The sequence below is a fragment of the Serratia sp. JUb9 genome (assembly GCF_014298095.1).
Classification (GTDB): Bacteria; Pseudomonadota; Gammaproteobacteria; order Enterobacterales; family Enterobacteriaceae; genus Serratia_B; species Serratia_B rhizosphaerae.
Map to the genome: position 1 here is coordinate 145,189 of NZ_CP060416.1, position 26,576 is coordinate 171,764.

Sequence of the window (26,576 nt, forward strand, 5' to 3'; positions counted from 1 at the left end):
TGCGAATGCAGGGCATGATTGGTGAAATTGCGTCGTTAATTCAGATTAATGTTAATTATTTCATTGATATACATGGTTTTTGCGAGTTGTGCGGCAATACTGGTTAACAATTCCATGAATGATGCAACAAATTAGCAGGCTAACCAAGTTGCAACCAGAGAGTTAATGGGTGTATTTAACAATTGATTAAAATAAAAAACACTTAATCAACACAATCCCCGACCGTCACCCGCTCCGCGGCGACTGCCGTTGAATCCCATTCACTTTGTACTCTATGGTAGGAATAACGTTATGTTTGGTTGGACGTCGTTGCAACGCAATGCAGCCATCGCCAGCTTTGCCAGCTGGACGCTAGATGCTTTTGATTTCTTTGTTCTGGTTTTTCTGCTCAGCGATATTGCCGAGGCTTTCCACGTCGGTATGGAAGAGGTCACGCTGGCGATTCTGCTGACGCTGGCCGTACGGCCGATCGGTGCGCTGCTGTTTGGCCGAGCGGCGGAAAAATATGGGCGCAAGCCAATCCTGATGCTGAACATTGTGTTCTTCTCCGTGTTTGAGCTGCTGTCTGCCGCCGCGCCTTCGCTGACCATCTTCCTGCTGCTGCGCGTGCTGTACGGCGTTGCCATGGGCGGCATCTGGGGCGTTGCCTCCTCGCTGGCGATGGAAAGCATTCCTGACCGTTCACGCGGCCTGATGTCCGGTATTTTCCAGGCGGGTTACCCGTTCGGTTATTTGCTGGCGGCGGTGGTGTACGGCACGTTGTTCGAGCTGCTGGGCTGGCGCGGTATGTTTGTGATCGGCGCGGCGCCGATCTTGCTGCTGCCGTTTATTTACTATTGCGTGCAGGAGTCGCCGGTGTGGCTGGCAGCGCGTCAGCGCAAAGAAAGCACCGCGCTGCTGCCGGTACTGAAGCAGCATTGGAAACTGTGTATTTATCTGGTCGCGCTGATGGCGGCGTTTAATTTCTTCTCTCACGGCACGCAGGATATGTACCCGGCGTTCTTGAAAGTTCAGCACGGCTTCGATCCAAAAACCGTCAGTATCATCGCAATTAGCTACAATATCGCCTCAATTATCGGCGGCGTATTTTTTGGCGTGCTGTCGGAAAAGATCGGCCGTAAAAAAGCCATTGTCATCGCTGCATTGCTGGCATTGCCGGTGATCCCGCTGTGGGCGTTTGCCAGCGGTTCGCTGATGTTAGGCATCGGCGCGTTTCTGATGCAGTTTATGGTGCAGGGCGCCTGGGGCGTGGTGCCGACTTACCTGAATGAGCTGGTGCCTGCCAACACGCGTGCGGTACTGCCGGGGTTTGTTTATCAACTGGGTAATTTGATTGCCTCGGTGAATGCGACGCTGCAGGCGAGCATCGCGGAAAGCCATGGCCATAACTACGGTTTGGCGATGGCGATCATCGCCGGTACGGTGGCCATCGTGATTACTCTGCTGGTGCTGTTTGGTAAAGACACGCGCGGCAAGGCGTTGTCCGGCGCGGCCGAATCGCCGCCTGCGCATGTTAACGTTTGAAAAGGCAGCACTTTGTTTGAGGTATGACCAGATTGCGTAGAATAATAACGCAAAAAAAGTATTGTCATATCGAGTATGACTATGGTAACTCTGTAGACATTAGTTCGAAACGAGCACAGTGAACATACCTATTATGAAAGCGTTTGCCCAAGTGATTAGCCTAGTCGTGATTAGCGTGGTGGTGATTATTATCCCACCGTGCGGGGCTGCACTTGGACGAAGAATGGCTTAAAAAACAAGCCGGAATCGCAAGAGAACCCCCGCACCGTCAGGTCCGGGGGTTTTTTATTGGCAAGAGAAAAGTGAAGTGAGGGGCAGAGAGTGAACAACAGAACAAAATCCTGCAATTCTCGAAGTAAGGCGGGGAAATAACTATGAATGGTGCTCAGTGGGTGGTTCAAGCGTTGCGTGCACAGGGGGTTGATACTGTATTCGGCTATCCGGGCGGCGCAATCATGCCGGTGTACGATGCGTTGTATGACGGCGGGGTGGAACACCTGCTGTGCCGTCATGAACAAGGGGCGGCGATGGCGGCGATCGGCTATGCGCGCGCCACCGGTAAAACCGGCGTCTGCATCGCCACCTCCGGCCCCGGCGCCACCAACCTGATCACCGGCCTGGCGGATGCTTTGCTGGATTCCGTGCCCGTGGTGGCTATCACCGGGCAGGTCGGTTCTGCGTTGATCGGTACCGATGCCTTTCAGGAGATCGATGTTCTGGGCCTGTCGCTGGCCTGCACCAAGCACAGCTTCCTGGTGGAATCGCTGGACGCGCTGCCGGGCATCATGGCCGAGGCGTTTGCCATCGCCGCCAGCGGCCGGCCCGGCCCGGTGCTGATTGATATCCCGAAAGACATCCAACTGGCGCAGGCGGATTTACCGCCGCACCTGATGCCGGTTAACGACGAATTCGACCAGCCGATGGATGGCATCGAACAGGCCAGCGCCCTGTTGGCGCAGGCGCAAAAGCCGGTGCTGTACGTCGGCGGCGGCGTCGGTATGGCGCAGGCGGTGCCGGCGCTGCGTGCATTTATCGCCGCCACCCAGATGCCGACGGTCGCCACCCTGAAAGGGCTGGGCGCGCCGGACGCCGCACACCCGTATTATCTCGGCATGCTGGGCATGCACGGCACCAAGGCGGCGAACCTGGCGGTGCAGGAGTGTGATTTGCTGATTGCGGTCGGGGCACGTTTTGACGATCGCGTGACCGGCAAGCTGAACGCCTTTGCGCCGCACGCCAACGTTATCCATATGGATATCGACCCCGTTGAGCTGAACAAACTGCGTCAGGCGCACGTTGCGCTGCAGGGCGATCTGAAGGCGCTGCTGCCGGCGCTGCAGCAACCGCTGACGATCGGCGAGTGGCAGCAGCGCGTCGGCGAACTGAAAGCGATGCACGCCTGGCGCTACGATCACCCGGGCCAGCCGATTTACGCGCCGTTATTGCTGAAACAGCTGTCGGAGCGCATGCCGGCCGATGCGGTGGTGACCACCGATGTCGGGCAGCACCAGATGTGGAGCGCCCAGCACATGACATTCAACCGGCCGGAAAACTTCATCACCTCCAGCGGGCTGGGCACCATGGGCTTTGGCGTGCCTGCCGCGGTCGGCGCACAGATCGCCCGGCCGGAAGATACGGTGATCTGCGTGTCTGGCGACGGCTCTTTCATGATGAACGTCCAGGAGCTGGGCACTATTAAGCGTAAGCAACTGCCGGTGAAGATCGTTTTGCTGGATAACCAGCGTCTGGGCATGGTGCGCCAGTGGCAGCAGCTGTTTTTTGACGGCCGTTACAGTGAGACCAACCTGTCCGATAACCCCGACTTCCTGACGCTGGCCAGCGCGTTCGGTATCCCCGGCCAGCGCATTACCCGTAAAGACCAGGTGGCGGAGGCGCTCGACGCGCTGTTAAACAGCGACGGGCCGTATCTGCTGCAGGTGGCGATTGATGAACTCGAAAACGTCTGGCCGCTGGTGCCGCCGGGCGCCGGCAACGAAACCATGTTGGAGAAAGTATCATGATGCAGCATCAACTCTCGATCCAGGCCCGTTTTCGCCCTGAAATGTTAGAACGCGTATTGCGTGTCGTGCGTCATCGCGGCTTCCAGGTTTGTGCTATGAATATGGCGTCGGGCCTGAACAGCGACCGGGTCAATATCGAATTGACCGTTGCCAGCCAGCGTTCGGTAGATTTACTGTCATCCCAGTTAAATAAATTGATGGATGTCTCCTGCGTAGAAATCCAGCAACACAACAACACATCACAACAAATACGCGCCTAAGACGCGAGAAGGAAAGAACAATGACGAAGAAAGCCGATTATATCTGGTTCAATGGTGAGATGGTTCCTTGGGCCGAGGCTAAAGTACACGTGATGTCACACGCTTTGCATTACGGCACGTCGGTGTTTGAAGGGGTACGTTGCTATGACTCCCACAAAGGCCCGGTGGTGTTCCGCCACCGCGAGCATATGCAGCGCCTGCATGACTCGGCAAAAATCTACCGCATGCCGGTTTCCCAGAGCGTGGATGAGCTGATGGAAGCCTGCCGCGCCACGCTGCGTAAAAATAATCTGGTCAGCGCCTATATCCGTCCGCTGGTCTTCGTCGGTGATGTCGGGATGGGCGTTAACCCACCGGACGGCTACAAGACAGACGTGATTATCGCGGCGTTTCCTTGGGGCGCGTATCTGGGTGAAGAGGCGCTGGACCAAGGTATCGATGCGATGGTTTCTTCCTGGCAGCGCGTGGCGCCAAATACTATCCCGACTGCGGCCAAAGCGGGCGGCAACTACCTCTCTTCCCTGCTGGTGGGCAGCGAAGCGCGCCGTCACGGTTATCAGGAAGGCATCGCGCTGGATGTGCATGGCTACATCTCGGAAGGTGCCGGTGAAAACCTGTTTGAAGTAAAAGATGGTGTGCTGTTCACGCCGCCGTTCACCTCCTCGGCGCTGCCGGGCATTACCCGCGACGCCATTATCAAACTGGCGAAAGATCTGGGTATTGAGGTGCGTGAGCAGGTGCTGTCGCGTGAATCGCTGTACCTGGCCGACGAAGTGTTTATGTCCGGCACCGCGGCGGAAATTACGCCGGTGCGCAGCGTTGACGGCATTCAGGTCGGCATCGGCAAGTGTGGCCCGGTCACCAAGCAGATTCAGCAGGCGTTCTTCGGCCTGTTTACCGGCGCCACCGAAGACAAATACGGCTGGCTGGATCCGATCAACCCATAACAAACCACGCCAGACAGACAACACCACAGCCCCGCGCTTTGCTGTATCCGGGGAATAAACGGGCGGTTCGTTCGCCGCCCGTATAAAAACAGTATTTATTGGAGTGAAAAGAGCATGCCTAAGTTACGTTCCGCCACCACCACCCACGGCCGCAATATGGCCGGCGCCCGCGCACTGTGGCGCGCAACCGGGATGACCGAGGCCGATTTCGGCAAGCCGATTATCGCGGTGGTCAACTCCTTTACCCAGTTTGTGCCGGGCCACGTGCATCTGCGCGACCTGGGTAAACTGGTTGCCGAACAGATCGAAGCCTCCGGCGGCGTGGCGAAAGAGTTCAATACCATTGCGGTGGACGACGGCATCGCCATGGGGCACGGCGGCATGCTTTACTCTTTGCCTTCGCGCGAGCTGATCGCCGACTCGGTGGAGTATATGGTCAATGCTCACTGCGCCGACGCCATGGTGTGCATCTCCAACTGCGACAAAATCACGCCGGGCATGATGATGGCGGCATTGCGCCTCAATATTCCGGTGATCTTCGTCTCCGGCGGGCCGATGGAGGCCGGTAAAACCAAACTGTCCGACCAGATTATCAAACTGGATCTGGTGGACGCGATGATTCAGGGGGCGAACCCCAACGTCAGCGACGCCGAGAGCGAGCAGATTGAACGCTCCGCCTGCCCGACCTGCGGCTCCTGCTCCGGCATGTTCACCGCCAACTCGATGAACTGTCTGACCGAAGCGCTGGGGCTGTCGCAGCCGGGCAACGGCTCACTGCTGGCGACGCACGCCGATCGCAAGCAGCTGTTCCTTAATGCGGGCAAACGCATCGTCGAGCTGACCAAGCGTTACTATCAGCAGGATGACGAAAGCGCGCTGCCGCGCAATATCGCCAATAAGGCGGCGTTTGAGAACGCCATGACGCTGGATATCGCCATGGGCGGCTCGACCAATACCGTCCTGCACCTGCTGGCGGCGGCGCAGGAAGGTGAGGTGGACTTCACCATGGAGGACATCGATCGCCTGTCGCGCAAGGTGCCGCACCTGTGCAAGGTGGCGCCGAGCACGCAGAAATACCATATGGAAGACGTACACCGTGCCGGCGGGGTGATCGGCATCCTCGGCGAGCTGGATCGCGCCGGTTTGCTGAACCGCGACGTCAGCAACGTCCTGGGGCTGACGCTGCCGCAAACGCTGGAAGCCTATGATGTGATGCTGACCCAGGATGAGGACGTGAAGAACATGTACGCCGCCGGGCCGGCGGGGATTCGCACCACGCAGGCATTCTCGCAGGATTGCCGTTGGGACTCGCTGGACACCGATCGCCAGGAGGGCTGTATCCGCACCCGTGAGCATGCCTACAGTCAGGACGGCGGGCTGGCGGTGCTGTACGGCAACCTGGCGGAAGACGGCTGTATCGTTAAAACCGCCGGCGTCGACAAGGAAATTCTGGTATTCAGCGGCCCGGCCAAAGTGTATGAGAGCCAGGAGGACGCGGTGGAGGCAATCCTCGGCGGCAAAGTCGAGGCCGGCGACGTGGTGGTCATCCGCTACGAAGGGCCGAAAGGCGGGCCGGGCATGCAGGAAATGCTCTATCCGACCACCTACCTGAAATCGATGGGGCTGGGCAAGGCCTGCGCGCTGATTACCGACGGGCGCTTCTCCGGCGGCACCTCCGGTTTATCCATCGGTCACGCCTCGCCGGAGGCGGCCAACGGCGGCCTGATCGCGCTGGTGCAGGATGGCGATACGATCGCCATTGATATCCCGAACCGCGGCATCAAACTGGACGTGGCAGACAGCGAACTGGCGGCGCGGCGCGAAGCCGAACTGGCGCGCGGCGATGCGGCCTGGACGCCGAAGTCCCGTGAACGTCAGGTGTCTTATGCGCTGCGTGCCTACGCAACGCTGGCCACCAGCGCCGACAAAGGCGCAGTACGCGATAAGAGCAAGCTGGGAGGCTAAGCGGCATGGCGGTATCACAACCCCTATCAGAGGCCCCCTGCGGGGCGGAATATTTGCGGGCGGTGCTTCGCTCGCCGGTTTACGAGGTGGCGCAGGTCACCCCGTTGCAAACCATGGAGAAACTCTCCTCGCGACTGGGCAACGTAGTGCTGGTCAAGCGTGAGGATCGCCAGCCGGTACACAGCTTCAAGCTGCGCGGCGCTTACGCGATGATTGCCGGCCTGAACGAAGAGCAGAAGGCGCGCGGTGTGATCACCGCCTCCGCCGGCAACCACGCACAGGGCGTGGCGCTGTCCGGCAGCCGTCTAGGGATTAAAACCCTGATCGTGATGCCGGTCGCCACCGCAGATATCAAGGTGGATGCGGTGCGCGGCTTCGGCGGCGAGGTGTTGCTGCACGGCGCTAATTTTGACGAAGCGAAGGCGAAAGCGGTGGAGTTGTCCCGCCAGCAGGGCATGACCTTTGTGCCGCCGTTCGACCATCCGGCGGTGATCGCCGGTCAGGGCACGCTGGCGATGGAGCTGTTGCAGCAGGACGCGCATCTGGACCGGGTGTTTGTTCCGGTCGGCGGCGGCGGCCTGGCGGCCGGCGTGGCGGTGCTGATCAAACAGCTGATGCCGCAAATCAAGGTGATCGGCGTGGAAGCGGAAGATTCGGCCTGCCTGCGGGCGGCGCTGGATGCCGGTCAGCCGGTGGATTTGACCCGCGTCGGGCTGTTTGCCGAAGGCGTGGCGGTCAAACGCATCGGCGATGAAACCTTCCGCCTGTGCCGTGAATACCTGGACGACGTGATCACCGTCGACAGCGACGCCATCTGCGCCGCGGTAAAAGACCTGTTTGAGGACGTGCGTGCGATTGCCGAACCGTCGGGCGCGCTGGCGCTGGCGGGGCTGAAAAAATACGTGCAGCAGCACGATATTCAGGGCGAACGGCTGGCGCACGTGCTGTCCGGCGCCAACCTGAATTTCCACGGTCTGCGCTACGTGTCTGAGCGCTGTGAGCTGGGCGAACAGCGCGAAGCCTTACTGGCGGTGACGATCCCCGAACAGCAGGGCAGCTTCCTCAAGTTCTGCCAACTGCTGGGCGGCCGCTCGGTCACCGAGTTCAACTATCGCTATGCCGATGCCGACAACGCCTGCATCTTCGTCGGCGTGCGCTTAACGCGCGGCCATGCGGAACGGCGGGAAATCATCAGCGAACTGACGGCCGGCGGCTATCAGGTGGTGGATCTGTCCGACGATGAAATGGCCAAGCTGCACGTGCGCTATATGGTGGGCGGCCGCCCTTCCAAGCCGCTGCGCGAACGACTGTACAGCTTTGAGTTCCCGGAATCTCCCGGCGCGTTGCTGAAGTTCCTGAATACGCTCGGCACCCACTGGAATATTTCCCTGTTCCATTACCGCAGCCACGGCACCGACTTCGGCCGCGTGTTGGCGGCCTTCGAGCTGGCGCAAAGCGAGCCGGAGTTTGAACAGCATCTGACGGCGCTGGGCTACGACTGCCATGATGAAACGGATAACCCGGCGTTTCGTTTCTTCCTACAGGGCTAGGGCGATCGTTACCCGTCTGATTGCCCAGGGCCGCGAGATGGAGCGGCAGATCGCAGCGCGCGATCCTGCCGTGTTTACCGGTGTTGCCCCTGAACTGGAACGGCATTTTCTGACGCCCGGCCAACGGCTTTCCCCGCCGGGCGCTGGCAATATCATGGGGATGATGATTGGCCTGACATGCGGCGTAGCGGGCGTGATGGGCATGATGGCTGATGTAGCGTTTGCCTTCACGAACGTGTCGCCGGCGGTGGCGCTGTTGGGCAGCGGGGCCATATTGGCGGTGTGGATGACGTTAATCCTGCTGCAGCTGACGCAGGGTAAAAACAGCGGCGTGCTATTGCTGAAATATTATCTGCTGCTACTGCCGGTTGCGCTGCTGGCCGCGTTGTTTGCCTGGGGAATGGGTGTATCTGGTTTCTTCAGCGTGGTGTTGCTATTGGCGGGCACCGCAGGCGGTTTTATTTTCAGTCATCGAACAATTTTTTATCTGTATGTGGATTACTTTCGCAGTCGGCGCCGGGTGTTTGTCAAACGGCGTTGGCAGATGGCGGAGATTCGTCGCGGCAGATAGTGCAAACAACAGGAGAAACCATGACGCAGTCGTTTGCCGGATTTAGTCAGCAGGGATTGGACTTTCTGCAACAGGTGCGGATTGAAAACGACAAGGCGTGGTTTGAGGCGCACCGCGTGCTGTACGAACAAACGCTGTTAACGCCGTTCCGCCGGCTGGTGGAGCAGCTGGCGCCGGCGATGCTGGCGATCGACCCGCAATTTGAGACCCGGCCGGCGATCGGCAAAACGCTGTCGCGCATTCACCGCGATACGCGTTTTTCCCACGATAAATCCCGTTATCGCAGCCGCATGTGGCTGACCTTCAAACGGCCGAGCAAAGACTGGAAAGACGCGCCGGTATATTTCTTTGAGCTGGGGCCGGACATGCTGCGCTACGGGTTGGGTTACTACAGCGCCAACAAGCCGACGATGGATCTGTTCCGCCATACGCTGCAGCGGCAGCCGCAGCAGTTTCTGGCGGCGGCTGCCTGCTGCCGGCCGCCGTTCGAGCTGGTGGGGGAGAGTTACAAGCGTCCGTTGGTCAAAGGCCAGGCGGCGGAGATTGCCCACTGGTATCAGCGCAAATCCTTCGCGGTGATGACCTCGGACCATCAGGTGGAAAAGCTGTTCAGCGCCGATTTGGCGCCGATGCTGACGCAGGCTTTTCAGCAGCTGGAGCCGCTTTACCACTGGCTGATGAAAGTCGAGGCGATGAAGCAGATCGACCCGGCCGATTTATAAACGTCGCGTGGCGCTACAGCAGGCGCCAGAACGCTTCGATCAGCGGATCGCCAAGGCGTTTGCGCTGTACGCAGACCCCCAGTTCAAACGGCTCCACCATCGAGACATTGTCCAACTGCGAGATACGGTTGCGCACCGGCTCCGGGCTGTTGTCCACCACCACGCTGGGGATCAGCGCGATGCCGCAGCCGAGCGCCACCATCGAGACGATGGCCTCGTGGCCGCCGACGGTGGCGTAAATCAGCGGGTTGCTGATGCGCTGCCGACGGAACCACAGTTCGATGCGTTTCCGCGACGGGCCGTGTTCCGGCAGGATAAAGGGAATATTGGCCCAGTCGGGCTGCTCGGCAAAGGCCTGAGTGCGCACCGCGCACGGCAGCGCCGGCGCGATCAGCACCAGCGGAATTTCGCCGATCTTGGTGAAATCGACGCTGCCCGGCAGGCTTTCCGGCCGACCGGCAATGCCGAGGTCTGCCTCATTGGACTGGATTTTATCCACCGCGTCGGCGGCATCGCCGGTAGTGAGTTTGATTTCAACCAGCGGATGCTGGGCGCGAAAGCGGTCAAGGATCGGCGGCAAATGGCTGTAGGCGGCGGTCACCGAGCAAAACAGGCGCAGCTCGCCGCTGAGCGACGGACCGTGCTGGCCGAGCGCGTGCTTAAGCTGCTGGTACTGCAGCAGCGTCTGCTGGGCGAATACCTTCAGCAATTCGCCGGCGTCGGTCAGTTGTACGGTGCGGTTGTCGCGCAGAAACAGCGGTTTGCCGATGCCCTCTTCCAGCCGCTGTATCTGGCGGGAAAGGGTAGAGGGGCTGACGTGCATCGCCTTGGCGGTGCGGCCGAAATGGCGGCTCTCCGCCAGATGCAAAAACAGCTTTAAATCGCGTAAGTCCATATCAGTATGCTCGCAGCGCTGGCGTTGCATAAACTGCAACGTGATGTTCTTAATATATCAATTTAAGCAACGCAAATCCTGTTATACATTGAGTTTAACGAATCTCCGCACAGACAGGGCGGGGAATGAAAATAACATGTAATACACAACATCTAACTGGAGTAGCACCATGGCTAACTATTTCAACACATTGAACCTGCGTCAGCAGCTGGCGCAATTGGGTAAGTGTCGTTTTATGGCGCGCGACGAATTTGCCGATGAGGCGGGCTACCTGAAAGGGAAAAAAGTGGTGATTGTCGGCTGTGGCGCTCAGGGTCTGAATCAGGGTCTGAACATGCGTGACTCCGGCCTGGACGTGGCATATGCGCTGCGTCAGGAAGCGATCGACGAAAAGCGCGCGTCATGGCGTAAAGCGACCGAGAACGGCTTTAAAGTGGGTACTTATGAAGAACTGATCCCGCAGGCCGATCTGGTGGTTAACCTGACGCCGGACAAACAGCACTCAGCCGTGGTGCGCGCGGTGCAGCCGCTGATGAAAGACGGCGCGGCGCTGGGCTACTCGCACGGTTTCAACATCGTTGAAGTAGGTGAGCAGGTGCGTAAAGACATCACCGTCGTGATGGTGGCGCCGAAGTGCCCGGGCACCGAAGTGCGTGAAGAGTACAAACGCGGTTTCGGCGTGCCGACGCTGATCGCCGTACACCCGGAAAACGATCCGAAAGGTGAAGGCATGGCGATCGCCAAGGCATGGGCGGCGGCGACCGGCGGCCACCGTGCCGGCGTGTTGGAGTCTTCCTTCGTGGCCGAAGTAAAATCCGACCTGATGGGCGAACAGACCATTCTGTGCGGTATGCTGCAGGCGGGCTCGCTGCTGTGCTTCGATAAGCTGGTGGCGGAAGGCAGCGACCCGGCTTACGCCGAGAAACTGATTCAGTACGGCTGGGAAACCATCACCGAAGCCCTGAAGCAGGGCGGCATCACTCTGATGATGGATCGCCTGTCCAACCCGGCCAAGCTGCGTGCCTATGCGCTGTCTGAGCAGCTGAAAACCATCATGGCGCCGCTGTTCCAGAAGCACATGGACGACATCATCTCCGGCGCGTTTTCCAGCGGCATGATGGCCGACTGGGCGGAAGACGACGTGAAGCTGCTGACCTGGCGTGAAGAGACCGGTAAAACCGCGTTTGAAAACGCGCCGCAGTTTGAAGGCAAAATCAGCGAGCAGGAGTACTTCGATAACGGCGTGCTGATGGTGGCGATGGTGAAAGCGGGCGTTGAGCTGGCGTTTGAAACCATGGTGGATTCCGGCATCATCGAAGAGTCGGCGTACTATGAGTCGCTGCACGAACTGCCGCTGATCGCCAATACCATTGCCCGTAAGCGTCTGTATGAAATGAACGTGGTTATCTCCGACACCGCAGAGTACGGCAACTACCTGTTCGCCAACGCCGCCGTGCCGTTGCTGAAAGAGTTTATGACCACGCTGCAGGCGGGCGATCTGGGCAAATCTGTGGCGGGAACCGCGGTTGACAACGCGCAGCTGCGCGACGTGAACGAAGCGGTGCGTAACCACCCGATCGAAGCTGTGGGTCGCAAACTGCGCGGTTATATGACCGATATGAAGCGCATTGCCGTCGCAGGCTAAGCGTCGCAGCACACATACCAGGCCGGCAGAGATTGCCGGCTTTTTTATGGGCTGACGCTTTGCGGCGGCGTAATTAAGCGCCGCTCAGTCCCCAGCCGTATTGCATGTTTGGCATTCAGTACGCCGAACTTTCTCACGGCATTGCCGACATGAAATTTCACCGTGCCGGTTTTAATTCCCAGTATCTGGCCAATTTCCTGATAGGTTTTCCCCATGCTGGCCCAGTATAGGATTTCATTCTCGCGCGGCGACAACATGACTGAGGGCGCCGGCGGCGGGGCAGCCGCCGCGTTGAGAGCTGCGCTGTGGGTATCGACCAGCAGCATCTGCAGACGCTGCCGGTGATGGCGCAGCAGTTGCTGTACGCCGTGACGGTTATCCGTCGGCGTACTGAGCGACAGCAGCGTGAGGTGATCGGTGTGATCGTGCAGGACAAAGGTACAGCCGCTGATGATGTCGTAGCGCCGCGACTGGCTGAAAATATGCTCATAATGCGGGGCTTGTGTGGTGACGCAGGTTTCCTGCCAGGAAAAAGGCGCGACCTGATGCCGGCTCGCCTGCACGACGGGATCGCATGTCGGGTAATGATGTTTCTGGTAGAGATCGAGCCAGGGTTCCGGGTAGTCAGAGGTCAGAAACCACTGCCCGGCGCGCAGCTTATCAAGCTGCAGGTAGGCGTATTTTACGCCATGAAAATGGCGCAGCTCACGTTTCAGCCTGTCTCTTATTTTCCCTTCAGCGGCGGCAGCACCGGCTAATATTCCTGACATGACGCACCTCAATACGGCGTTGGCAATCGCGCCCGCGTAAGTAAAGACCCATAACCTGTACTTTAGTCTAGCTAGGATCGCGGTCAGGAAAATATTTATACTCTGGCGCTATAGCACAATAAAAATAGTCACGTATGCTGGAAATGAGCGCCATTAGCATCAGGGAAATTTACCTGCGGGCACGCGGATGCCCGCTTTATCGGCCGGTCAGACCGGCATCGCCGCCCGTGGAATAATCGCGCCGCGGTGTTGAATCACCGTGCTGGCGGTCAGGTGGCCGCGTTCCGCCGCCTGCTGCGGCGCACCGCCGCTCAGCCGTAAGGCGAGATAGCCGGCGCTGAATGAATCGCCGGCGGCGGTGGTATCAATCACCTGTTCCTGCGCCAGCTTCACCGCCGCAACCTCCAGCGGCGCCTCATCGTTCAGATAGACCAGACAGGCATCGGCGCCGCGTTTGATCACGATCTCCTGCACGCCGAAATCGCGGGTGCGTTTGACCACCTGCTCCATCGGCATTTGCCCCCATAATGCATCCTCATCGTCCAACGTCAGGAACGCCGTATCGGTGCAGGACAGCATCTCGCGATAGGCCTGCTGCGCCTCTTCTCTGTTTTGCCACAGCCGTGGGCGGTAGTTATTGTCGAAAATGACCTGGCCGCCGTTGGCGCGGCATTGATGCAGCAGCGCCATCAGTTTGCGGCGTGCCTCAGAGGAGAGGATCGCCAGGCTGATGCCGCTGAGGTACAGATAATCAAACTGCGCCAGCCGACGGCAAATGGCGTCGGCCTGCGGGCCGTCGAGCCAATAACGCGCGGCGGCGTCGTTGCGCCAGTAGTAGAAGGTACGCTCGCCGGTTTCATCGGTTTCTATCACGTACAGCCCCGGCAGTTTATTCTCCAGCTGCTGTACCAGCGTGGTGTCGATCTCTTCCTGCCGCCAGGCGCGCAGCATTTCCTGACTAAAACTGTCGTTGCCGAGTGCGGTGACATAGTGGACGTTAAGCGTCTGCCGTTCTGTCTGACGGGCGATATAGACGGCGGTATTGAGCGTATCGCCGCCAAAACCACGGCTGAGTCCGGTGCCGTTTTGCGACAGCTCAATCATGCATTCGCCGATAACGGCAATATTTTTGCAAGTCATGATAATCCCTGAATAAAGGTGTGCGGGTTTATGTCAGTCTTACGGCTGCGGGGCGCGGAGTCAATAGAAATGAAATGGTGTTTTAATTTGTTTTTTACGCCGTTCGCCAAACGATCGGTTATTGCTGCTTAATGTGCGCCATGGACGGCGCAGGCCGAAAGGGTGAACTCTGCCGCATCCTTAACTAGGCTTAGGGAGAACGGCCGTCAATCAATCTCCGCCAAACCGGCCGTACGCAACGGATATTAGGGAACTGACAATGAGCAATACGGGAAAAGTAATCAGCGGGATCGGCGGCGTTGTGCTGCTGGTGATTGTGGCGCTGGTGGTCTTTATCACCACCTTCGACTGGAACCGTCTTAAGCCGACGATTAATGAAAAAGTCTCTGCCGAGCTGCAGCGGCCCTTTGCCATCCGCGGCGATCTTGGCGTGGATTGGCAGCGCAAAAAGGAAGAAGGCGGCTGGCGCGCCTGGGTGCCGTGGCCGTACATTCATGCGCAAGATATTGTACTGGGCAATCCGGAAAATATTCCCGGCGATCGTATGGTCAGCCTGCAACGTGTCGAACTCAGCATCGCTCCCCTGGCGTTGTTACATAAAGAGGTGCTGATCCCGCGCATCTGGCTGCAGCGGCCCGACGCACGGTTACAGCGTCTGGCCAATGGCGAGAATAACTGGACATTCAACCTTGCCAGCGGTGGGCAGGATGACCAGAGCGCGGCGTCAGACTGGTCGGTGAATATTCACGATATCGTGTTCGATCGCGGCCAGATAGCGTTTAAGGACGCTACGCTGAAGGCGGATTTCCAGGCGACGATCGACCCGCTGGGCAAGCCGCTGCCATTTAGCCAGGTCACCGGCAAGAAGGAGGAGGGCCAGGTCATTACGCCGGACTATGTATTCGGCTGGCAGGTAAAAGGCAAATACAACGGCGAACCGCTGAGCGGCAGCGGTAAGATCGGCGGCATGCTGTCGTTACAGAATGCCGGCCTGCCGTTCCCGCTGCAGGCTGATATACGCTCCGGCGCGACCCGCGTAGCGGTAGCGGGCACCTTGACCGACCCGTTAAATCTCGGCGGGCTTGATCTACAGCTGAAGTTTTCCGGCGACAGTCTGGGCAATCTGTATGGCCTGACCGGCGTGCTGTTGCCCAATACGCCGCCGTATGCCACCGACGGACATCTGACGGCCCGTTTGCATGAAAAGGGCGGCGCGGTTTATCGCTATCAAAATTTCAGCGGCAAGATTGGCGACAGCGATATCCACGGCGATCTGCGCTATGTCGCCAGCCGGCCACGGCCGAGCCTGAGCGGTAATGTGCTCTCTAAACAGCTGCGCTTCGCCGATCTGGCGCCGCTGATCGGCGCTGACAGCAATGCAGCCAAGGCCGGCCGCGGCGAGAAAACGCGGCAGCCGGCGGATAAGGCGCTGCCGGTCGCAACGTTTGCCACCCAAAGCTGGGGCGTGATGAACGCCGACGTCAAATTTACCGCCAAACGTATTGAGCATGGCGATGCCTTGCCGTTAAGCGATCTGTACACCCATCTGCGGCTGGAGAACGGCGTGATTCTGCTGGACCCGCTGCGCTTTGGCGTGGCGGGCGGCAACCTGAATTCAACCGTGCGGCTGGACGGCAGCAAGCAGCCGATGCGTGGGCGGATGGATATGCACGCCCGCAATTTCCAGTTGAAGAAACTGCTGCCGAATGTGGAATCGATGAAGCGCAGCCTGGGAGAACTGAACGGCGACGCGAAGTTAACCGGCAGCGGTAACTCGGTGGCGGCGCTGTTGGGCAGCAGCAGCGGCGATCTGCGTCTGCTGGTTAACGACGGTATGATCAGTCGCAGCCTGATGGAGATTCTGGGCCTCAACGTTGGTAATTATCTGGTGGCGCAGATCTTCGGCGATGACGAAGTGGGTATCAACTGCGCGGCGGCGGACGTCGGTATACGTAGCGGCGTGGCTGCGCCGCGGCTGTTTGTATTCGATACCGAGAACGCCATCATCAATATTACCGGCAACGCCAACTTCGCCAACGAACGGCTGGATCTGTCCATCGATCCGGAGAGTAAGGGCATGCGCGTGCTGACGCTGCGCTCGCCGCTGTATGTGAAAGGCACCTTTAAGCATCCGGACGCCGGCGTGAAAGCCGGGCCGCTGATTGCGCGCGGAGCGGCGGCCGTGGCGCTGGGCGTGGTGGTGACGCCGGCTGCCGCCCTGTTGGCGCTGGTGTCGCCCAGCGACGGCGCCGATGCCAATCAGTGCGGGCAGGTGCTCAAGCAGATGAAGAAGAAAAAGTAACTGCGCCTCAGGGACGCGGCTGCAGCAGCGTACAGTCGTGGTCCTGAAGCTCCTCCGCCGAGGCCAGGTTGAGGCTCAGCAGATTGCGCTCGGTGGCCAGCAGCAGAAAATCACCGTTTGGCAAGGCGGTCATCGCCAGGCCGTAGCGCCCCATCTGTTGGCTGGCTCCGGCGACGCCGCTCGCCAGCAGGCGAAACGCCCCCTGCTGTGCCAGCTCGCCTGGCGTCACCCGCCGTACCCGATAGTCGTGTTGCAACAACCCGCCGGGCAGCGGCTGCCAGCGTGGGGTGAAGGTTTGTTCTGCCTGCGCCAGACGTTTTTTCACCGTCGGCGCCAGGCAGGAGATATGGATATGCAGCTGGTTTTGCGTGCGGCCATATTCGGAATTGATGGCCAGCGAAATGGCCGCATCGTCGATAGGTTTACCGTATTTTTCCGCCATAAAGCGGCGTGCCTGCCAGGCCAGCAGAAAGAAGTTGGGCGCCGTCGGTGTCAGCAGCTCCGGGCTCTCAATGCCGGTGATTTTTGCCGTCGGCATCAGCAGGTACTGCAACGGGCCATTACGATCTTTAAACACCACGGCGCCGTGCTGCGGGTCGACCTGCGCGCAGGGCGCCGGGTTGTTGTGCTGCTGCTGATTCGGCAGACATTGTTGGCTGACGATGCGCCACAGTGCGTCGGGATGCGCGGGCTTCAGCCAGAGATAGAGCGCAAGAATGACCAGCGCCAATAGGATGAACAGCAGTAATAGCCGGCGGCGCAGTGTCATCATCGGTATCCGAATTGGGAATAAAGAAGGCAGGATAAACGCTTTTGATGACAGAAAACAGCGGCCCGCAGGAGGCGGGCCACTGAGGTGGTTACAGCGACTGGTGGCGGGTTTCTTTCATCAAAAGCAGGGCAAGCAGCGTCAGCGTCGCCATTGCCGCCAGATACATCCCGACGTAGAACAGGCCGTAGTTGGCGTTCAGCCAGGTGGCGATATAGGGCGCGACCGACGCGCCAAGAATTGAGGCGACGTTGTAGGAGAAAGAAGCCCCGGTATAGCGCACTTCGGTCGGGAACAGCTCCGGCAGCAGCGCGCCCATCGGGCCGAAGGTCAGCCCCATAATGCTCAGACCACACAGCAGGAAAGCCATCACCAGCGCCTGATTGCCAGAGCCGAGCATGGTCGGGAACAGGAAGGCGAAACCGATCATCAGCAGCGTAATCACCACCATGGTTTTACGACGGCCGTAGGCGTCCGCCAGCAGGCCGGCGATAGGCACCATCACGCCAAAACCGATCACCGCCAGCATCAGCATCCACAGGAAACTTTCCCGTGAGTAGCCGAGGCCCAGCGGCTGTGCGGCGGTGCCGTAGGTCATGGAGTAGACGGTCATCAGATAGAACAGCGTATAGGTCGCCAGCATAATGAAGGTGCCCAGAATGGTGACCTTCAGATGTTTGCTGAGCAGGGTGCCGAGCGGGATCTTCACCTGCTTGCCGGCCTTCACCGCTTTGGCGAACACCGGCGTTTCATGCAGGGACACGCGCACGTACAGGCCGATCAACACCAGCACCGCGGAAAGGATAAACGGCAGGCGCCAGCCCCACTCCATAAACTGTTGGTCGGTCAACAGCCAGGAGAGCAGCAGGAAGGTGCCGTTGGCGAAGAAAAAGCCGATCGGTGCGCCCAGCTGCGGGAAGGATCCATACAGTGCGCGTTTGCGCGGCGGGGCGTTTTCGGTCGCCAGCAGCGCCGCGCCACCCCATTCACCGCCGAGCCCCAGACCCTGGCCAAAACGCGCCAGCGCCAGCAGCAGCGGGGCGAAGATGCCGATGGTTTCATAGCTCGGCAGCAGCCCGATCAACACGGTGGAAATGCCCATGGTCAGCAGCGAGGCGACCAACGTAGCCTTGCGCCCGACGCGATCGCCAAAGTGGCCGAAGAGCGCTGAGCCGATCGGACGGGCGACGAAGGCGACGGCAAAAGTCGCCAGCGACTGCAGGGTGGCGGTGGTCGGGTCACCCTGCGGGAAGAAGATATGCGGGAACACCAATACCGCGGCGGTGGCGTAGATGTAGAAGTCGAAGAATTCGATAGCGGTGCCGATCAGCGAAGCGACCAGCACTTTTCCCCGGGAATTGATTGGTGCGGACGCGTCGTTGGCGTCGGCGGATGTTGTGATGGTGGCTTGCATAGTTATTTCTTATGTTTTCATTATGTAAAAGGCCATCTTATGCCACAGCAAAACCCCTTTTCAATGGCGTAACTTTGTACAATGCGGGAAATAAACGCTTAATAAGATTAAAGTTTTACCTTTGTGTTTATCTGTGGAGTTTAACGTCACAAAAATAAGGCAAAGCAGTGGGAATGGCTGGAAAAGGCGGAAAGAAAAGTAGATGAGTAGTGTGTTGTGCTGCTTTTGGCTGAGCCGCAAGCTGTTTATCAGATTTATATTCTGATTTTGTCGCGTATTTTTGGCATAAAAAACCGGTCATAGGCTGATGACCGGTATATTCATGCGATTGGCCGGCTGCCGTTATGGCTTGGCCGATGGTGATTTATCGTCCTTATACTGCGCGGTGGCGATCCAGGCGGCGCAAAACAGCGTCAGGCGGGCAAAAAAGTAGAAGAAGGCCATCAGGCCGATCACCGATCCAAATGCCGCGCCGGACGGAGATTTTGCCACCTGCGGCAGCGTCATGGTCATCACGAACTTGATCACTTCAAAGCCGATGGCGGCCATCAGCGTGCCGCGGAACAGCGCTTTCTTATTAGGTTTGTGGCGCGGCAGCATCCAGAAAATCCATAGGAACAGCAGATAGTTGGCGAAGATGGAGATGGACAGCGCAATCAGCGTCATCGCCGGGCGCAGCCAGTCGATGCCGTCCAGCCCCAGCGCGCGCACGATGGCCGCCTGCGCCGAACCGGCGATTGAGGTCAGCGACAGCGTGACGATCAGCGCCACCACCAGACCGGTCAGCGAGATAAAGTCGCGGGTGTATTTAAAGTAGATTTTTTCCTGATCCTGCGGATTACGCTCCCAGACGTCGCGCGACTGGGCGCGAATCGCTTCGCGCAGGTTGCCCATCCAGCTGATACCGGAGTAGAGCGCCAGCGCCAGACCGGTCAGGCCAACGGTGGTGCGCTGCTGGATGGCGGTATTGACGGTGTTTTTCAGCGTATTGGCCAGCGTCGGGTCGCTGATGCTGCCGACGATTTTGTCGATAAGTTCGGTCAGCAGATCCTGATTGGAGGCCAGCACAAAACCTACCGCGGCGAACGACACCATCAGAATGGGGATCAGCGACAGGAAAGAGAAGTAGGTAATGGCGGCGCCGAACTGGCTGCCCAGCCGGTCATTAAAGCGCTCGGCCGCGCGCAGCAGGTGGGCAATGCCCGGTCTGGCCTTGATATGTTCAACCAGACGGGAAAAACCGGAGATGCCCTTGTCAATTTTGTGGTTCCCGGTCTTGATGTCGATCAGCGGCTTGGCTGATTCTTCCGTTTGGCGCGGTTGGGAAGTGTTCTCGGATCCTGTAGGCATTACGTCACGCTTTCCTTATATAAAAACCTATAACCTTCACCATTATAGCCAAACCGGCCATGGATTTGACCCCGACGAAGGGAATTGGCGTTTTTGCGGGCTTCATGTGCGGTAGCGCACATTAAAAGTGATAAAAACCAGACGCTGAGGTAAATTAGACTGCGCAATTAATCAGCGCGTGTTACCTTATTTATCCCGCTTTTTTTCGTTATGGGATACATCTTGTCAAAGGGCAGACGCTATCTCCATAATTTGCTCATAATTGATGAATAAACCCTTTTTTGGTTTTAAAAAGTTTACACTCCTTCGCATTAATCTATATTCTTGAGCCTATTATTATCTCCGACGACACGATGAGCCTGTTAAGTACAGCGCTCCTGATAAAGAATATTTTAAGGAAATAATTATGCGTAAACTGACTGCTTTATTTGTTGCCTCTACCCTGGCGCTGGGTTCTGCTTCTATGGCTTTTGCGGCCGATACCGCCACCACCGCGGCAGCAGATAGCGCGCCGATGAAAATGATGCACCACAAGGGGAAAGGCGGCCCGTTCGCGGGGCTGAACCTGACCGAGCAGCAGCGCCAGCAAATGCGCGACATTATGAAAGAAGCGCACCAGAATCGCGGTCATGGCATGAAAGAGCAGCGTCAGGCGCTGCATACGTTAGTGGCTTCCGACAGCTTTGATGAAGCCAAAGCCAAAGCGCAAATTGACACTATCAGCAAAGCGCAGTCCGAACGCATGCTGGCGCGCGCCAAGGCCGAAAATAAAATGTATAACCTGTTAACGCCAGAGCAGAAAAAACAATACAATGAGAATTATCAGAAACACGAAAAGAAAATGATGGAGCACATGAATAAAATGAAAGCGCAGCACGAGGCTGCCGAGTAATTAATAGTGTGATGTGCAAAATAACAAGGCCAGATTATTCTGGCCTTTTTTTATATTTTTTTGCCATGCGCCATCCTGGCGAGAACAATGGCCTTAGTGATTTTTTTTCACCGTGGTGATGTCATGAAACTGCGCCACCACGATGTCGGCAAACCGTGCGTCGTTGATGTGATAGGGCGTTTTAATCAGCCGGCGTCGCGTGGTCTGCACCAGAGTTTGTTCCAGCGCGTCGGTAAAGGCGCGCAGCGCCAGCGGATCCCAAAAAGGTTGGCCGGGCGCATCCAGCGACGAGAGCCCGCCTTCCGGTACCACAAAACGGATTTCCCCCGGGCAGGCGTTCAGCTTTTCGCCAATCCAACGCCCGATATGGGCATTTTCCTCAGCGGTGGTGCGCATCAGCGTCACCTGGGTGTTGTGGTTATAAAAATGTCGGTCGGCATAGCGTGCCGGAATGGTTTTGGGATGGCCGAAATTAATCATATCCATGGCACCGCAGGACAGCACGCAGGGAATACCGGTGCGGGCAATAGCGCCAAAACGGTCTTCGTTACAGGCCAGCACGCCGTCGAACAGATAATCGCTCACCTCGGTGGTGGTCAGATCCAGCACCGCATTCAATAGCTGGCTGTCGATCAGCTTTTCCATGGCCTGTCCACCGCTGCCGGTGGCGTGAAACACCAGGCAGTCCCATTGCGCCTCAATGGCGCGGGTCACGGCCTGGATGCACGGCGTTGTCACGCCAAACATGGTCAAACCGGTGGCGGGTTTGCTGAGCACGTCTTCATCGGTATGGAAACGCACCGCGCCGGCGATCTGGTGGGCGGCGTTGCCCAGCACCTTGCGTGAAATACGGTTCAGGCCGGCAATGTCGGTCACGGAATACAGCATGGCGATATCGCTGGCGCCGACGTAGCCGGAAACGTCCCCGGCAGCCATACTGGAGACCATCAGCTTGGGCAGGCCGATAGGCAGCTGCTGCATTGCCGGCGTGATCATGGCTGTGCCACCGGAGCCGCCCATGCCCAACAGAGCGGCGACGTCGTTGCGCGACAGCATAAAGCGTTCGAAAGCAATGGCCATGGCGGCGATCGCCTGACCACGATTATGACAAAAGACGGCGGTTGCGCCTTCCGGATGAAAAGCGGCTACGTCGGCCGCCGAAATGTCGGCCGGGTAGCGTGCGGGCATGTTGTGAGTGGAAAGATCGACGGTGATGGTGGGTAAACCGAGGCTGTCAATCAAACCACGCACATACGCCAACTCTTGTCCTTTGGTATCTGCTGTGGTAGCAATATAGACAAAGGTTGGGGTATTTCTCATCGTCTGTTCCTGAAAAAAGGTCGGCTATGAGGGCCGAACTGGTTGTTTCTAATGATAACTTATAATATTAATTTGGAACCCTGGTGTTGATACAATAAGATACAGCCGATGAATTTATATACATAATGAGACGGCAGTATCATTAATGCAAGCCTTTTTTGACGATAAATGAGACGAGGGTCTCATTTTTTGTATTTATAGTTCGCTTTTGCGACGCTGGAAGGGCCAGGATCCTGCCAGTCAGGTTTTTCATTATGCCGCCTGTGAGCCGGCATGATTTGTGTGAGGTCGATGTGTCGCTATCCGCTTTTCCCGCACCGCGGGATGAACCCCTAACCCATACGCGCGCCAGAACGCGCAAATTGCTGCTTGCCAGCGCGATGGAGCTGTACGATGACGGCGCGTTCCCGTCGATTACCGAACTGGCGGCTCACGCGCAGGTATCCCGCGCTACCGCCTATCGTTATTTCCCGACGCAAAGCGCCCTGATTACCGCCGTGGTGGCTGAAAGTCTGGGGCCGATTTTGCAGTGGGAGCCAAATGATGACGATGCGCTGCTGCGCATTCAGCAGTTGCTGGCGTTTGCTTACCCGCAAATGGAGCAGCACGAAGGCGCGCTGCGTGCGGCGTTGCAACTTTCCCTGCAACAGTGGGCCAATGCCACGCCGGGGGAGAAATTCGTGCGTGGTAACCGTAAACGCCTGCTGAAATTGGCGGTAGAGCCGTTGCAGGATAAATTGCCTCCGGAGGCGCTGCAGCGCGTGATCCACGCTTTCTCACTGATTTACGGTTCAGAAGTTTTTCTGGTATTGAAAGATATTTGGGGACTGGAGCTGAGCGGTATTCAGGACGTGACTCAGTGGATGGCGAAGGCGATTATTCGTCAGGCCGAAGAAGATGTGCGCAACAGCAAAAAATAACCAGCAGGATAATCCATTTTTAGCGTGATGCCGGCGTTGAATGTAGAATTATTCACTAAATGAATAGGCTATGTAGTTATAATTTTTACTGATAATAACTAACGCCATATTCTGTTTATATCTTATTTTAGGCAAATAGTTTGCACACAAATCATTTGGTAACTCACTAATAATCATGTAATTATATTTATAGCCGCTCCTCGCCAAATAAGATTAATGCCATGCGATAATTAGTCCCCTTCACTTTTCCACCTCCCTTTCCTTTCCCCGGCCAGCGGAATGTTTTGTCGCAATGGCGTTTACCGTCGTTTTTGCCTGCCGGGCGAAATGACCATTGTTGTGCTTTATTTATTTGGTGTTACAGAAACGTAACACATAAAACCAATAAAACATTTGCAAACAACAATGGACGGTATCTGGGATGGACAGTAAACGTAAAGAGAATAAACCGGTGCGGGCGCCGACGGCGTATACCGCACCGGTGAAGCAGCGTATGCAATTAAGCGCCATCGCCTGTTTTTTAGCGGTGATTGGCAGCGGGGCGCAGGCCGCCTCCTATGTGGAAAATGGTCGGCCAGGCGATGCGGCCAGCTGGCGTAGTAATGAATTTAATGCCGAATGGGGGCTGGGGGCGATTCATGCCGACCAGGCTTACGCCGCCGGTTACACCGGTAAAGGCGTCAAGCTGGGAATATTCGATCAGCCGGTTTATGCCCAGCACCCGGAGTTTGCCAGCCAGGACAAAGTGATCAACCTGGTGACCCAAGGGGTGCGCGAATATACCGACCCTTATATTCCGGTCAAGAAAGGGGACGACTTCCGCTATGACGGGACGCCGAGCGTAGGGTCGGACGGCGAGTTAGGTTCACACGGTACGCACGTCGGCGGTATTGCCGCCGGTAACCGTGACGGCGGAGAAATGCACGGCGTGGCCTTCAATGCGCAAATCATCAGCGCGGAGAACGGCGACCCTGGCCCGGAAGACGGCATTATTCTCGGCAATGACGGGGCGGTATACAAGGCCGGCTGGGATGCGTTGATCGCCAGCGGCGCAAGGATTATCAATAACAGCTGGGGGATCGGCATCACCGATAAGTTTGCCGAGGGCGGATCCGATCCGGCCTATCCCCACTTTACCGTCGACGATGCGCGTAAACAGTTCGAGCAGATCAAACAGATTCTGGGCACCAAACCGGGCGGCGCCTATCAGGGGGCGATTGACGCGGCGCGCAGCGGTATCGTCACCATCTTTGCCGCCGGCAATGACGATAACCTGAATAACCCCGATGCCATGGCCGGACTGGCCTATTTTGTGCCGGATATCGCGCCTAACTGGCTGTCGGTCGCCAGCCTGCAGGATCCTGACGGCACGGGCGATTATGCTATCAGCACCTTCTCTTCCCGCTGCGGTTACACCGCCAGTTTCTGCGTTTCGGCACCAGGGACGAAGGTATACAGTTCGGTCATTGAGGGTACGACCCCGGACAATCTGACCACCGGTTACGCCAAGTACAGCGGCACCTCAATGGCCGCGCCGCACGTTGCCGGCAGCATCGCGGTGCTGATGGAGCGCTTCCCGTATATGACCGGCGCGCAGGTGGCATCGGTGCTGAAAACCACCGCCACCGATATGGGCGATCCCGGTATTGATGCGCTGTACGGCTGGGGGATGATTAACCTCGGCAAGGCGATTAACGGGCCGGGGATGTTCTACACCGAGCAGGATATTCCGGAAGCATTTCGCGTGCCGGATGAAAAAGGCGTGGCCTATGGTTCAGGTCCGTTCGTCGTCGACCTGCCCGGCGTCGGCGCGGTGCTCGATCGGGGCAAACCGACTGAACGGGTGTGTGATGACGTCCATTGCGGCCTGGATATCTGGAGCAATGATATCTCTGGCCACGGCGGCCTGACCAAGCAGGGCATCGGCACGCTGGTGCTGACCGGCGACAACAGCTACAGCGGACCGACGCTGGTCAATCAGGGGCTGCTGGCGGTGAACGGCACGCTGGTGTCGGACGTGACGGTAGGGAACGGCGGGGCGCTCGGCGGCTCGGGCCGTATCGGTTCACTCACCGCCAACGCCGGCGCCACCGTGGCGCCGGGCAACTCGATCGGCACGCTGAACGTCACCAACGACGTGACCTTTGCCGCCGGCTCGCGCTACGCGGTGGAAGCGGCGGCGGACGGCAGCAGCGATCGGATCGTCAGCGGCGGATCGGCGCAGATCGACGGCGGTGAAGTGGCGATGCTGCTGGATCAGCAGAACGTACTGAACGGCGACGCCGGCGGCAGCGCCATCGGCCAGTATGACATTTTACAGGCGCAGCAGGGTATCAGCGGCCAGTTTGACGGCGCGACAACCACTTCGCCGTTCCTGGCGGCCACGCTGTCCACGCAGGGCAACCGGCTGACGGCGGACGTGGCGCGTAACGACACCGCGTTCGCCAGCGTGGCGGCCACGCAGAACGAGCGAGCGGTGGCGACGGCGGCGGATGCGCTGGCGGCGGGCAACCCGGTGTATGAAAGCATTCTGGCCTCCGGCAGCGCCGGGCAGGCGCGGCAGGCGTTCCGCCAGCTGTCGGGGCAGATCCACGCGGATATCGCCTCGGCGCAGGTGAACGACAGCCGTTACCTGCGCGATGCGCTGAACAGCCGCCTGCGTCAGGCGGAAGGGCTGGCGACGTCGCAGGACATCAAGGCGGATGACGGCGGTGCGTGGGCGCAGTTTGTCGGGGCATGGGACCATGCGTCGGGCGACGTGAACGCCACCGGCTATCAGGCCTCGACCTACGGGGTGCTGCTGGGTCTGGATTCGGCCTACGACGACTGGCGTCTGGGTGTGGCGACCGGCTATACCCGCACCTCGCTGGACGGCGGCTACGGCTCGAATGCGGACAGCGACAACTACCACCTGGCGGTATACGGCAGCAAACAGTACGGCGATTTGGCGCTGCGTGCCGGTGGGTCTTACACCTGGCACCGGTTTGATACGGCGCGCTCGGTGAACTACGGGCTGCAGTCGGACCGCGCGACGGCGAAATACAGCGCGCGCACCGAGCAGCTGTTCGCGGAAGCGGGCTACAGCGTGCAGGGCGAATGGGTGAACCTGGAGCCGTTCGCCAATCTGGCGTACATCAACTTCCAGAACAACGGCATCAGCGAAGACGGCGGCGCAGCGGCACTGCACGGTGACAAGCAGCACACGGACGCCACGGTGTCGACGCTGGGCCTGCGTGCGGACCATCAGTGGCAGCTGAGCCGTGAAACGGCGGTGACGCTGCGCGGTGAGGCGGGCTGGCAGCATCAGTATGGTGAACTGGAGCGCGGCACCGGGCTGAAGTTCCGCGGCGGTAATGCGGCGTTCGTCAGCAACAGCGTGCCGGTATCGCGCGACGGCTTGCTGCTGAAGGCCAGCGCCGACGTGGCGGTGAGCCAGAACGCGTCGCTGTCGCTGGGCTACGGCGGGTTGCTGTCGGACCGTCATCAGGACAACAGCGTCAACGCCGGCTTCACCTGGCGTTTCTGATCTCATGCCTATCCATCCTTAAACTCAGGGCCGCCCGTTCGGGCGGCCCGATTTCCCATGTGACGTGCAGAAC

General features: G+C 58.5%; 21 protein-coding genes. 14 read left to right on the plus strand and 7 right to left on the minus strand.

All coding sequences use genetic code 11. From position 1 onward, the window contains the following. Positions 1–291 precede the first annotated feature (291 nt). The 9 genes from HF675_RS00695 (at position 292) to HF675_RS00735 (ending at position 9,560) form a co-directional block, all read left to right on the plus strand. On the plus strand, positions 292–1,524 hold the full coding sequence (locus tag HF675_RS00695; protein ID WP_187043910.1) for an MFS transporter: 1,233 nt from the start codon (positions 292–294) through the stop codon (positions 1,522–1,524). A 133-nt stretch (positions 1,525–1,657) separates the two neighbouring features. Continuing rightward, positions 1,658–1,756 (plus strand): ilv operon leader peptide, encoded by a 99-nt coding sequence (ilvL, locus tag HF675_RS00700; RefSeq protein ID WP_015962288.1) that lies wholly within the window; start codon positions 1,658–1,660, stop codon positions 1,754–1,756. Between the two features lie 142 nt (positions 1,757–1,898). Beyond that, positions 1,899–3,545, plus strand: coding sequence for an acetolactate synthase 2 catalytic subunit (gene ilvG / locus HF675_RS00705; protein ID WP_187043911.1), 1,647 nt, complete (start codon positions 1,899–1,901; stop codon positions 3,543–3,545). Beyond that, on the plus strand, positions 3,542–3,805 hold the full coding sequence (gene ilvM / locus HF675_RS00710; protein WP_105233024.1) for an acetolactate synthase 2 small subunit: 264 nt from the start codon (positions 3,542–3,544) through the stop codon (positions 3,803–3,805). The genes ilvG and ilvM overlap by 4 nt, the downstream gene beginning before the upstream one ends. A gap of 20 nt (positions 3,806–3,825) precedes the next feature. Then, the gene (locus HF675_RS00715) at positions 3,826–4,752 is read left to right on the plus strand and encodes a branched-chain amino acid transaminase (protein WP_105233023.1); all 927 of its coding nucleotides are present in this window, start codon (positions 3,826–3,828) and stop codon (positions 4,750–4,752) included. A gap of 114 nt (positions 4,753–4,866) precedes the next feature. After that, complete coding sequence (gene ilvD / locus HF675_RS00720) at positions 4,867–6,717, plus strand: dihydroxy-acid dehydratase (RefSeq protein ID WP_105233022.1); 1,851 nt, start codon at positions 4,867–4,869, stop codon at positions 6,715–6,717. A gap of 5 nt (positions 6,718–6,722) precedes the next feature. After that, positions 6,723–8,267, plus strand: a complete 1,545-nt coding sequence (gene ilvA / locus HF675_RS00725; protein WP_187043912.1) for a threonine ammonia-lyase, biosynthetic — start codon at positions 6,723–6,725, stop codon at positions 8,265–8,267. Next, positions 8,221–8,838: a hypothetical protein gene (locus HF675_RS00730; protein WP_255427319.1), complete on the plus strand. Its 618-nt coding sequence runs from the start codon at positions 8,221–8,223 to the stop codon at positions 8,836–8,838. The genes ilvA and HF675_RS00730 overlap by 47 nt, the downstream gene beginning before the upstream one ends. A gap of 20 nt (positions 8,839–8,858) precedes the next feature. After that, positions 8,859–9,560: a DUF2461 domain-containing protein gene (locus HF675_RS00735; RefSeq protein ID WP_187043913.1), complete on the plus strand. Its 702-nt coding sequence runs from the start codon at positions 8,859–8,861 to the stop codon at positions 9,558–9,560. A 13-nt stretch (positions 9,561–9,573) separates the two neighbouring features. Here HF675_RS00735 and ilvY read toward each other — a convergent pair whose 3' ends face one another. After that, complete coding sequence (gene ilvY / locus HF675_RS00740; protein ID WP_105233550.1) at positions 9,574–10,455, minus strand: HTH-type transcriptional activator IlvY; 882 nt, start codon at positions 10,453–10,455, stop codon at positions 9,574–9,576. A gap of 169 nt (positions 10,456–10,624) precedes the next feature. Between ilvY and ilvC the strand changes: the two genes are divergently transcribed. Then, positions 10,625–12,100, plus strand: coding sequence for a ketol-acid reductoisomerase (gene ilvC / locus HF675_RS00745; RefSeq protein WP_105233018.1), 1,476 nt, complete (start codon positions 10,625–10,627; stop codon positions 12,098–12,100). A gap of 44 nt (positions 12,101–12,144) precedes the next feature. Here the strand turns inward: ilvC and HF675_RS00750 are convergent, their stop codons facing one another. Next, positions 12,145–12,870: a LuxR family transcriptional regulator gene (locus HF675_RS00750; RefSeq protein ID WP_187043914.1), complete on the minus strand. Its 726-nt coding sequence runs from the start codon at positions 12,868–12,870 to the stop codon at positions 12,145–12,147. Positions 12,871–13,077: 207 nt separating this feature from the next. Then, positions 13,078–14,010 carry a sugar kinase gene (locus HF675_RS00755; RefSeq protein WP_187043915.1) on the minus strand — a complete coding sequence of 311 codons (933 nt, stop codon included), beginning with the start codon at positions 14,008–14,010 and terminating at the stop codon, positions 13,078–13,080. A gap of 259 nt (positions 14,011–14,269) precedes the next feature. Between HF675_RS00755 and HF675_RS00760 the strand changes: the two genes are divergently transcribed. Beyond that, the gene (locus HF675_RS00760; RefSeq protein ID WP_187043916.1) at positions 14,270–16,312 is read left to right on the plus strand and encodes an AsmA family protein; all 2,043 of its coding nucleotides are present in this window, start codon (positions 14,270–14,272) and stop codon (positions 16,310–16,312) included. Positions 16,313–16,319: 7 nt separating this feature from the next. Here the strand turns inward: HF675_RS00760 and HF675_RS00765 are convergent, their stop codons facing one another. From HF675_RS00765 to yhjD, 3 genes are all read right to left on the minus strand, one after another. Further along, a complete protein-coding gene (locus HF675_RS00765; RefSeq protein ID WP_105233014.1) occupies positions 16,320–17,084 on the minus strand; it encodes a CDP-diacylglycerol diphosphatase in 765 nt (254 codons plus the stop codon). Between the two features lie 88 nt (positions 17,085–17,172). Continuing rightward, on the minus strand, positions 17,173–18,495 hold the full coding sequence (locus HF675_RS00770) for an MFS transporter (protein ID WP_105233013.1): 1,323 nt from the start codon (positions 18,493–18,495) through the stop codon (positions 17,173–17,175). Positions 18,496–18,837: 342 nt separating this feature from the next. Continuing rightward, positions 18,838–19,845: an inner membrane protein YhjD gene (gene yhjD / locus HF675_RS00775; protein WP_105233012.1), complete on the minus strand. Its 1,008-nt coding sequence runs from the start codon at positions 19,843–19,845 to the stop codon at positions 18,838–18,840. Positions 19,846–20,251: 406 nt separating this feature from the next. Between yhjD and spy the strand changes: the two genes are divergently transcribed. Beyond that, complete coding sequence (gene spy / locus HF675_RS00780) at positions 20,252–20,737, plus strand: ATP-independent periplasmic protein-refolding chaperone Spy (protein WP_105233011.1); 486 nt, start codon at positions 20,252–20,254, stop codon at positions 20,735–20,737. A 93-nt stretch (positions 20,738–20,830) separates the two neighbouring features. Here spy and HF675_RS00785 read toward each other — a convergent pair whose 3' ends face one another. After that, complete coding sequence (locus HF675_RS00785; protein ID WP_105233010.1) at positions 20,831–22,057, minus strand: Tm-1-like ATP-binding domain-containing protein; 1,227 nt, start codon at positions 22,055–22,057, stop codon at positions 20,831–20,833. A 293-nt stretch (positions 22,058–22,350) separates the two neighbouring features. Between HF675_RS00785 and HF675_RS00790 the strand changes: the two genes are divergently transcribed. Beyond that, the gene (locus HF675_RS00790; RefSeq protein ID WP_105233548.1) at positions 22,351–22,977 is read left to right on the plus strand and encodes a TetR/AcrR family transcriptional regulator; all 627 of its coding nucleotides are present in this window, start codon (positions 22,351–22,353) and stop codon (positions 22,975–22,977) included. A 421-nt stretch (positions 22,978–23,398) separates the two neighbouring features. Then, a complete protein-coding gene (locus HF675_RS00795) occupies positions 23,399–26,503 on the plus strand; it encodes an autotransporter outer membrane beta-barrel domain-containing protein (protein ID WP_187043917.1) in 3,105 nt (1,034 codons plus the stop codon). The last annotated feature ends 73 nt before the right edge of the window (positions 26,504–26,576 follow it).

What these genes read in the sequence shown, in the direction of transcription:
- HF675_RS00760 (WP_187043916.1), top strand. Translation starts at nt 14,270, where the DNA reads ATGAGCAATACGGGAAAAGTAATCAGCGGGATCGGCGGCGTTGTGCTG.
- ilvG (WP_187043911.1), top strand. Translation starts at nt 1,899, where the DNA reads ATGAATGGTGCTCAGTGGGTGGTTCAAGCGTTGCGTGCACAGGGGGTT.
- HF675_RS00770 (WP_105233013.1), bottom strand. Translation starts at nt 18,495, where the DNA reads ATGCAAGCCACCATCACAACATCCGCCGACGCCAACGACGCGTCCGCA.
- HF675_RS00735 (WP_187043913.1), top strand. Translation starts at nt 8,859, where the DNA reads ATGACGCAGTCGTTTGCCGGATTTAGTCAGCAGGGATTGGACTTTCTG.
- HF675_RS00785 (WP_105233010.1), bottom strand. Translation starts at nt 22,057, where the DNA reads ATGAGAAATACCCCAACCTTTGTCTATATTGCTACCACAGCAGATACC.
- ilvC (WP_105233018.1), top strand. Translation starts at nt 10,625, where the DNA reads ATGGCTAACTATTTCAACACATTGAACCTGCGTCAGCAGCTGGCGCAA.
- spy (WP_105233011.1), top strand. Translation starts at nt 20,252, where the DNA reads ATGCGTAAACTGACTGCTTTATTTGTTGCCTCTACCCTGGCGCTGGGT.
- HF675_RS00755 (WP_187043915.1), bottom strand. Translation starts at nt 14,010, where the DNA reads ATGACTTGCAAAAATATTGCCGTTATCGGCGAATGCATGATTGAGCTG.
- ilvA (WP_187043912.1), top strand. Translation starts at nt 6,723, where the DNA reads ATGGCGGTATCACAACCCCTATCAGAGGCCCCCTGCGGGGCGGAATAT.
- HF675_RS00765 (WP_105233014.1), bottom strand. Translation starts at nt 17,084, where the DNA reads ATGATGACACTGCGCCGCCGGCTATTACTGCTGTTCATCCTATTGGCG.
- yhjD (WP_105233012.1), bottom strand. Translation starts at nt 19,845, where the DNA reads ATGCCTACAGGATCCGAGAACACTTCCCAACCGCGCCAAACGGAAGAA.
- ilvD (WP_105233022.1), top strand. Translation starts at nt 4,867, where the DNA reads ATGCCTAAGTTACGTTCCGCCACCACCACCCACGGCCGCAATATGGCC.
- HF675_RS00750 (WP_187043914.1), bottom strand. Translation starts at nt 12,870, where the DNA reads ATGTCAGGAATATTAGCCGGTGCTGCCGCCGCTGAAGGGAAAATAAGA.
- HF675_RS00730 (WP_255427319.1), top strand. Translation starts at nt 8,221, where the DNA reads ATGATGAAACGGATAACCCGGCGTTTCGTTTCTTCCTACAGGGCTAGG.
- HF675_RS00715 (WP_105233023.1), top strand. Translation starts at nt 3,826, where the DNA reads ATGACGAAGAAAGCCGATTATATCTGGTTCAATGGTGAGATGGTTCCT.
- ilvL (WP_015962288.1), top strand. Translation starts at nt 1,658, where the DNA reads ATGAAAGCGTTTGCCCAAGTGATTAGCCTAGTCGTGATTAGCGTGGTG.
- ilvM (WP_105233024.1), top strand. Translation starts at nt 3,542, where the DNA reads ATGATGCAGCATCAACTCTCGATCCAGGCCCGTTTTCGCCCTGAAATG.
- ilvY (WP_105233550.1), bottom strand. Translation starts at nt 10,455, where the DNA reads ATGGACTTACGCGATTTAAAGCTGTTTTTGCATCTGGCGGAGAGCCGC.
- HF675_RS00795 (WP_187043917.1), top strand. Translation starts at nt 23,399, where the DNA reads ATGGACAGTAAACGTAAAGAGAATAAACCGGTGCGGGCGCCGACGGCG.
- HF675_RS00695 (WP_187043910.1), top strand. Translation starts at nt 292, where the DNA reads ATGTTTGGTTGGACGTCGTTGCAACGCAATGCAGCCATCGCCAGCTTT.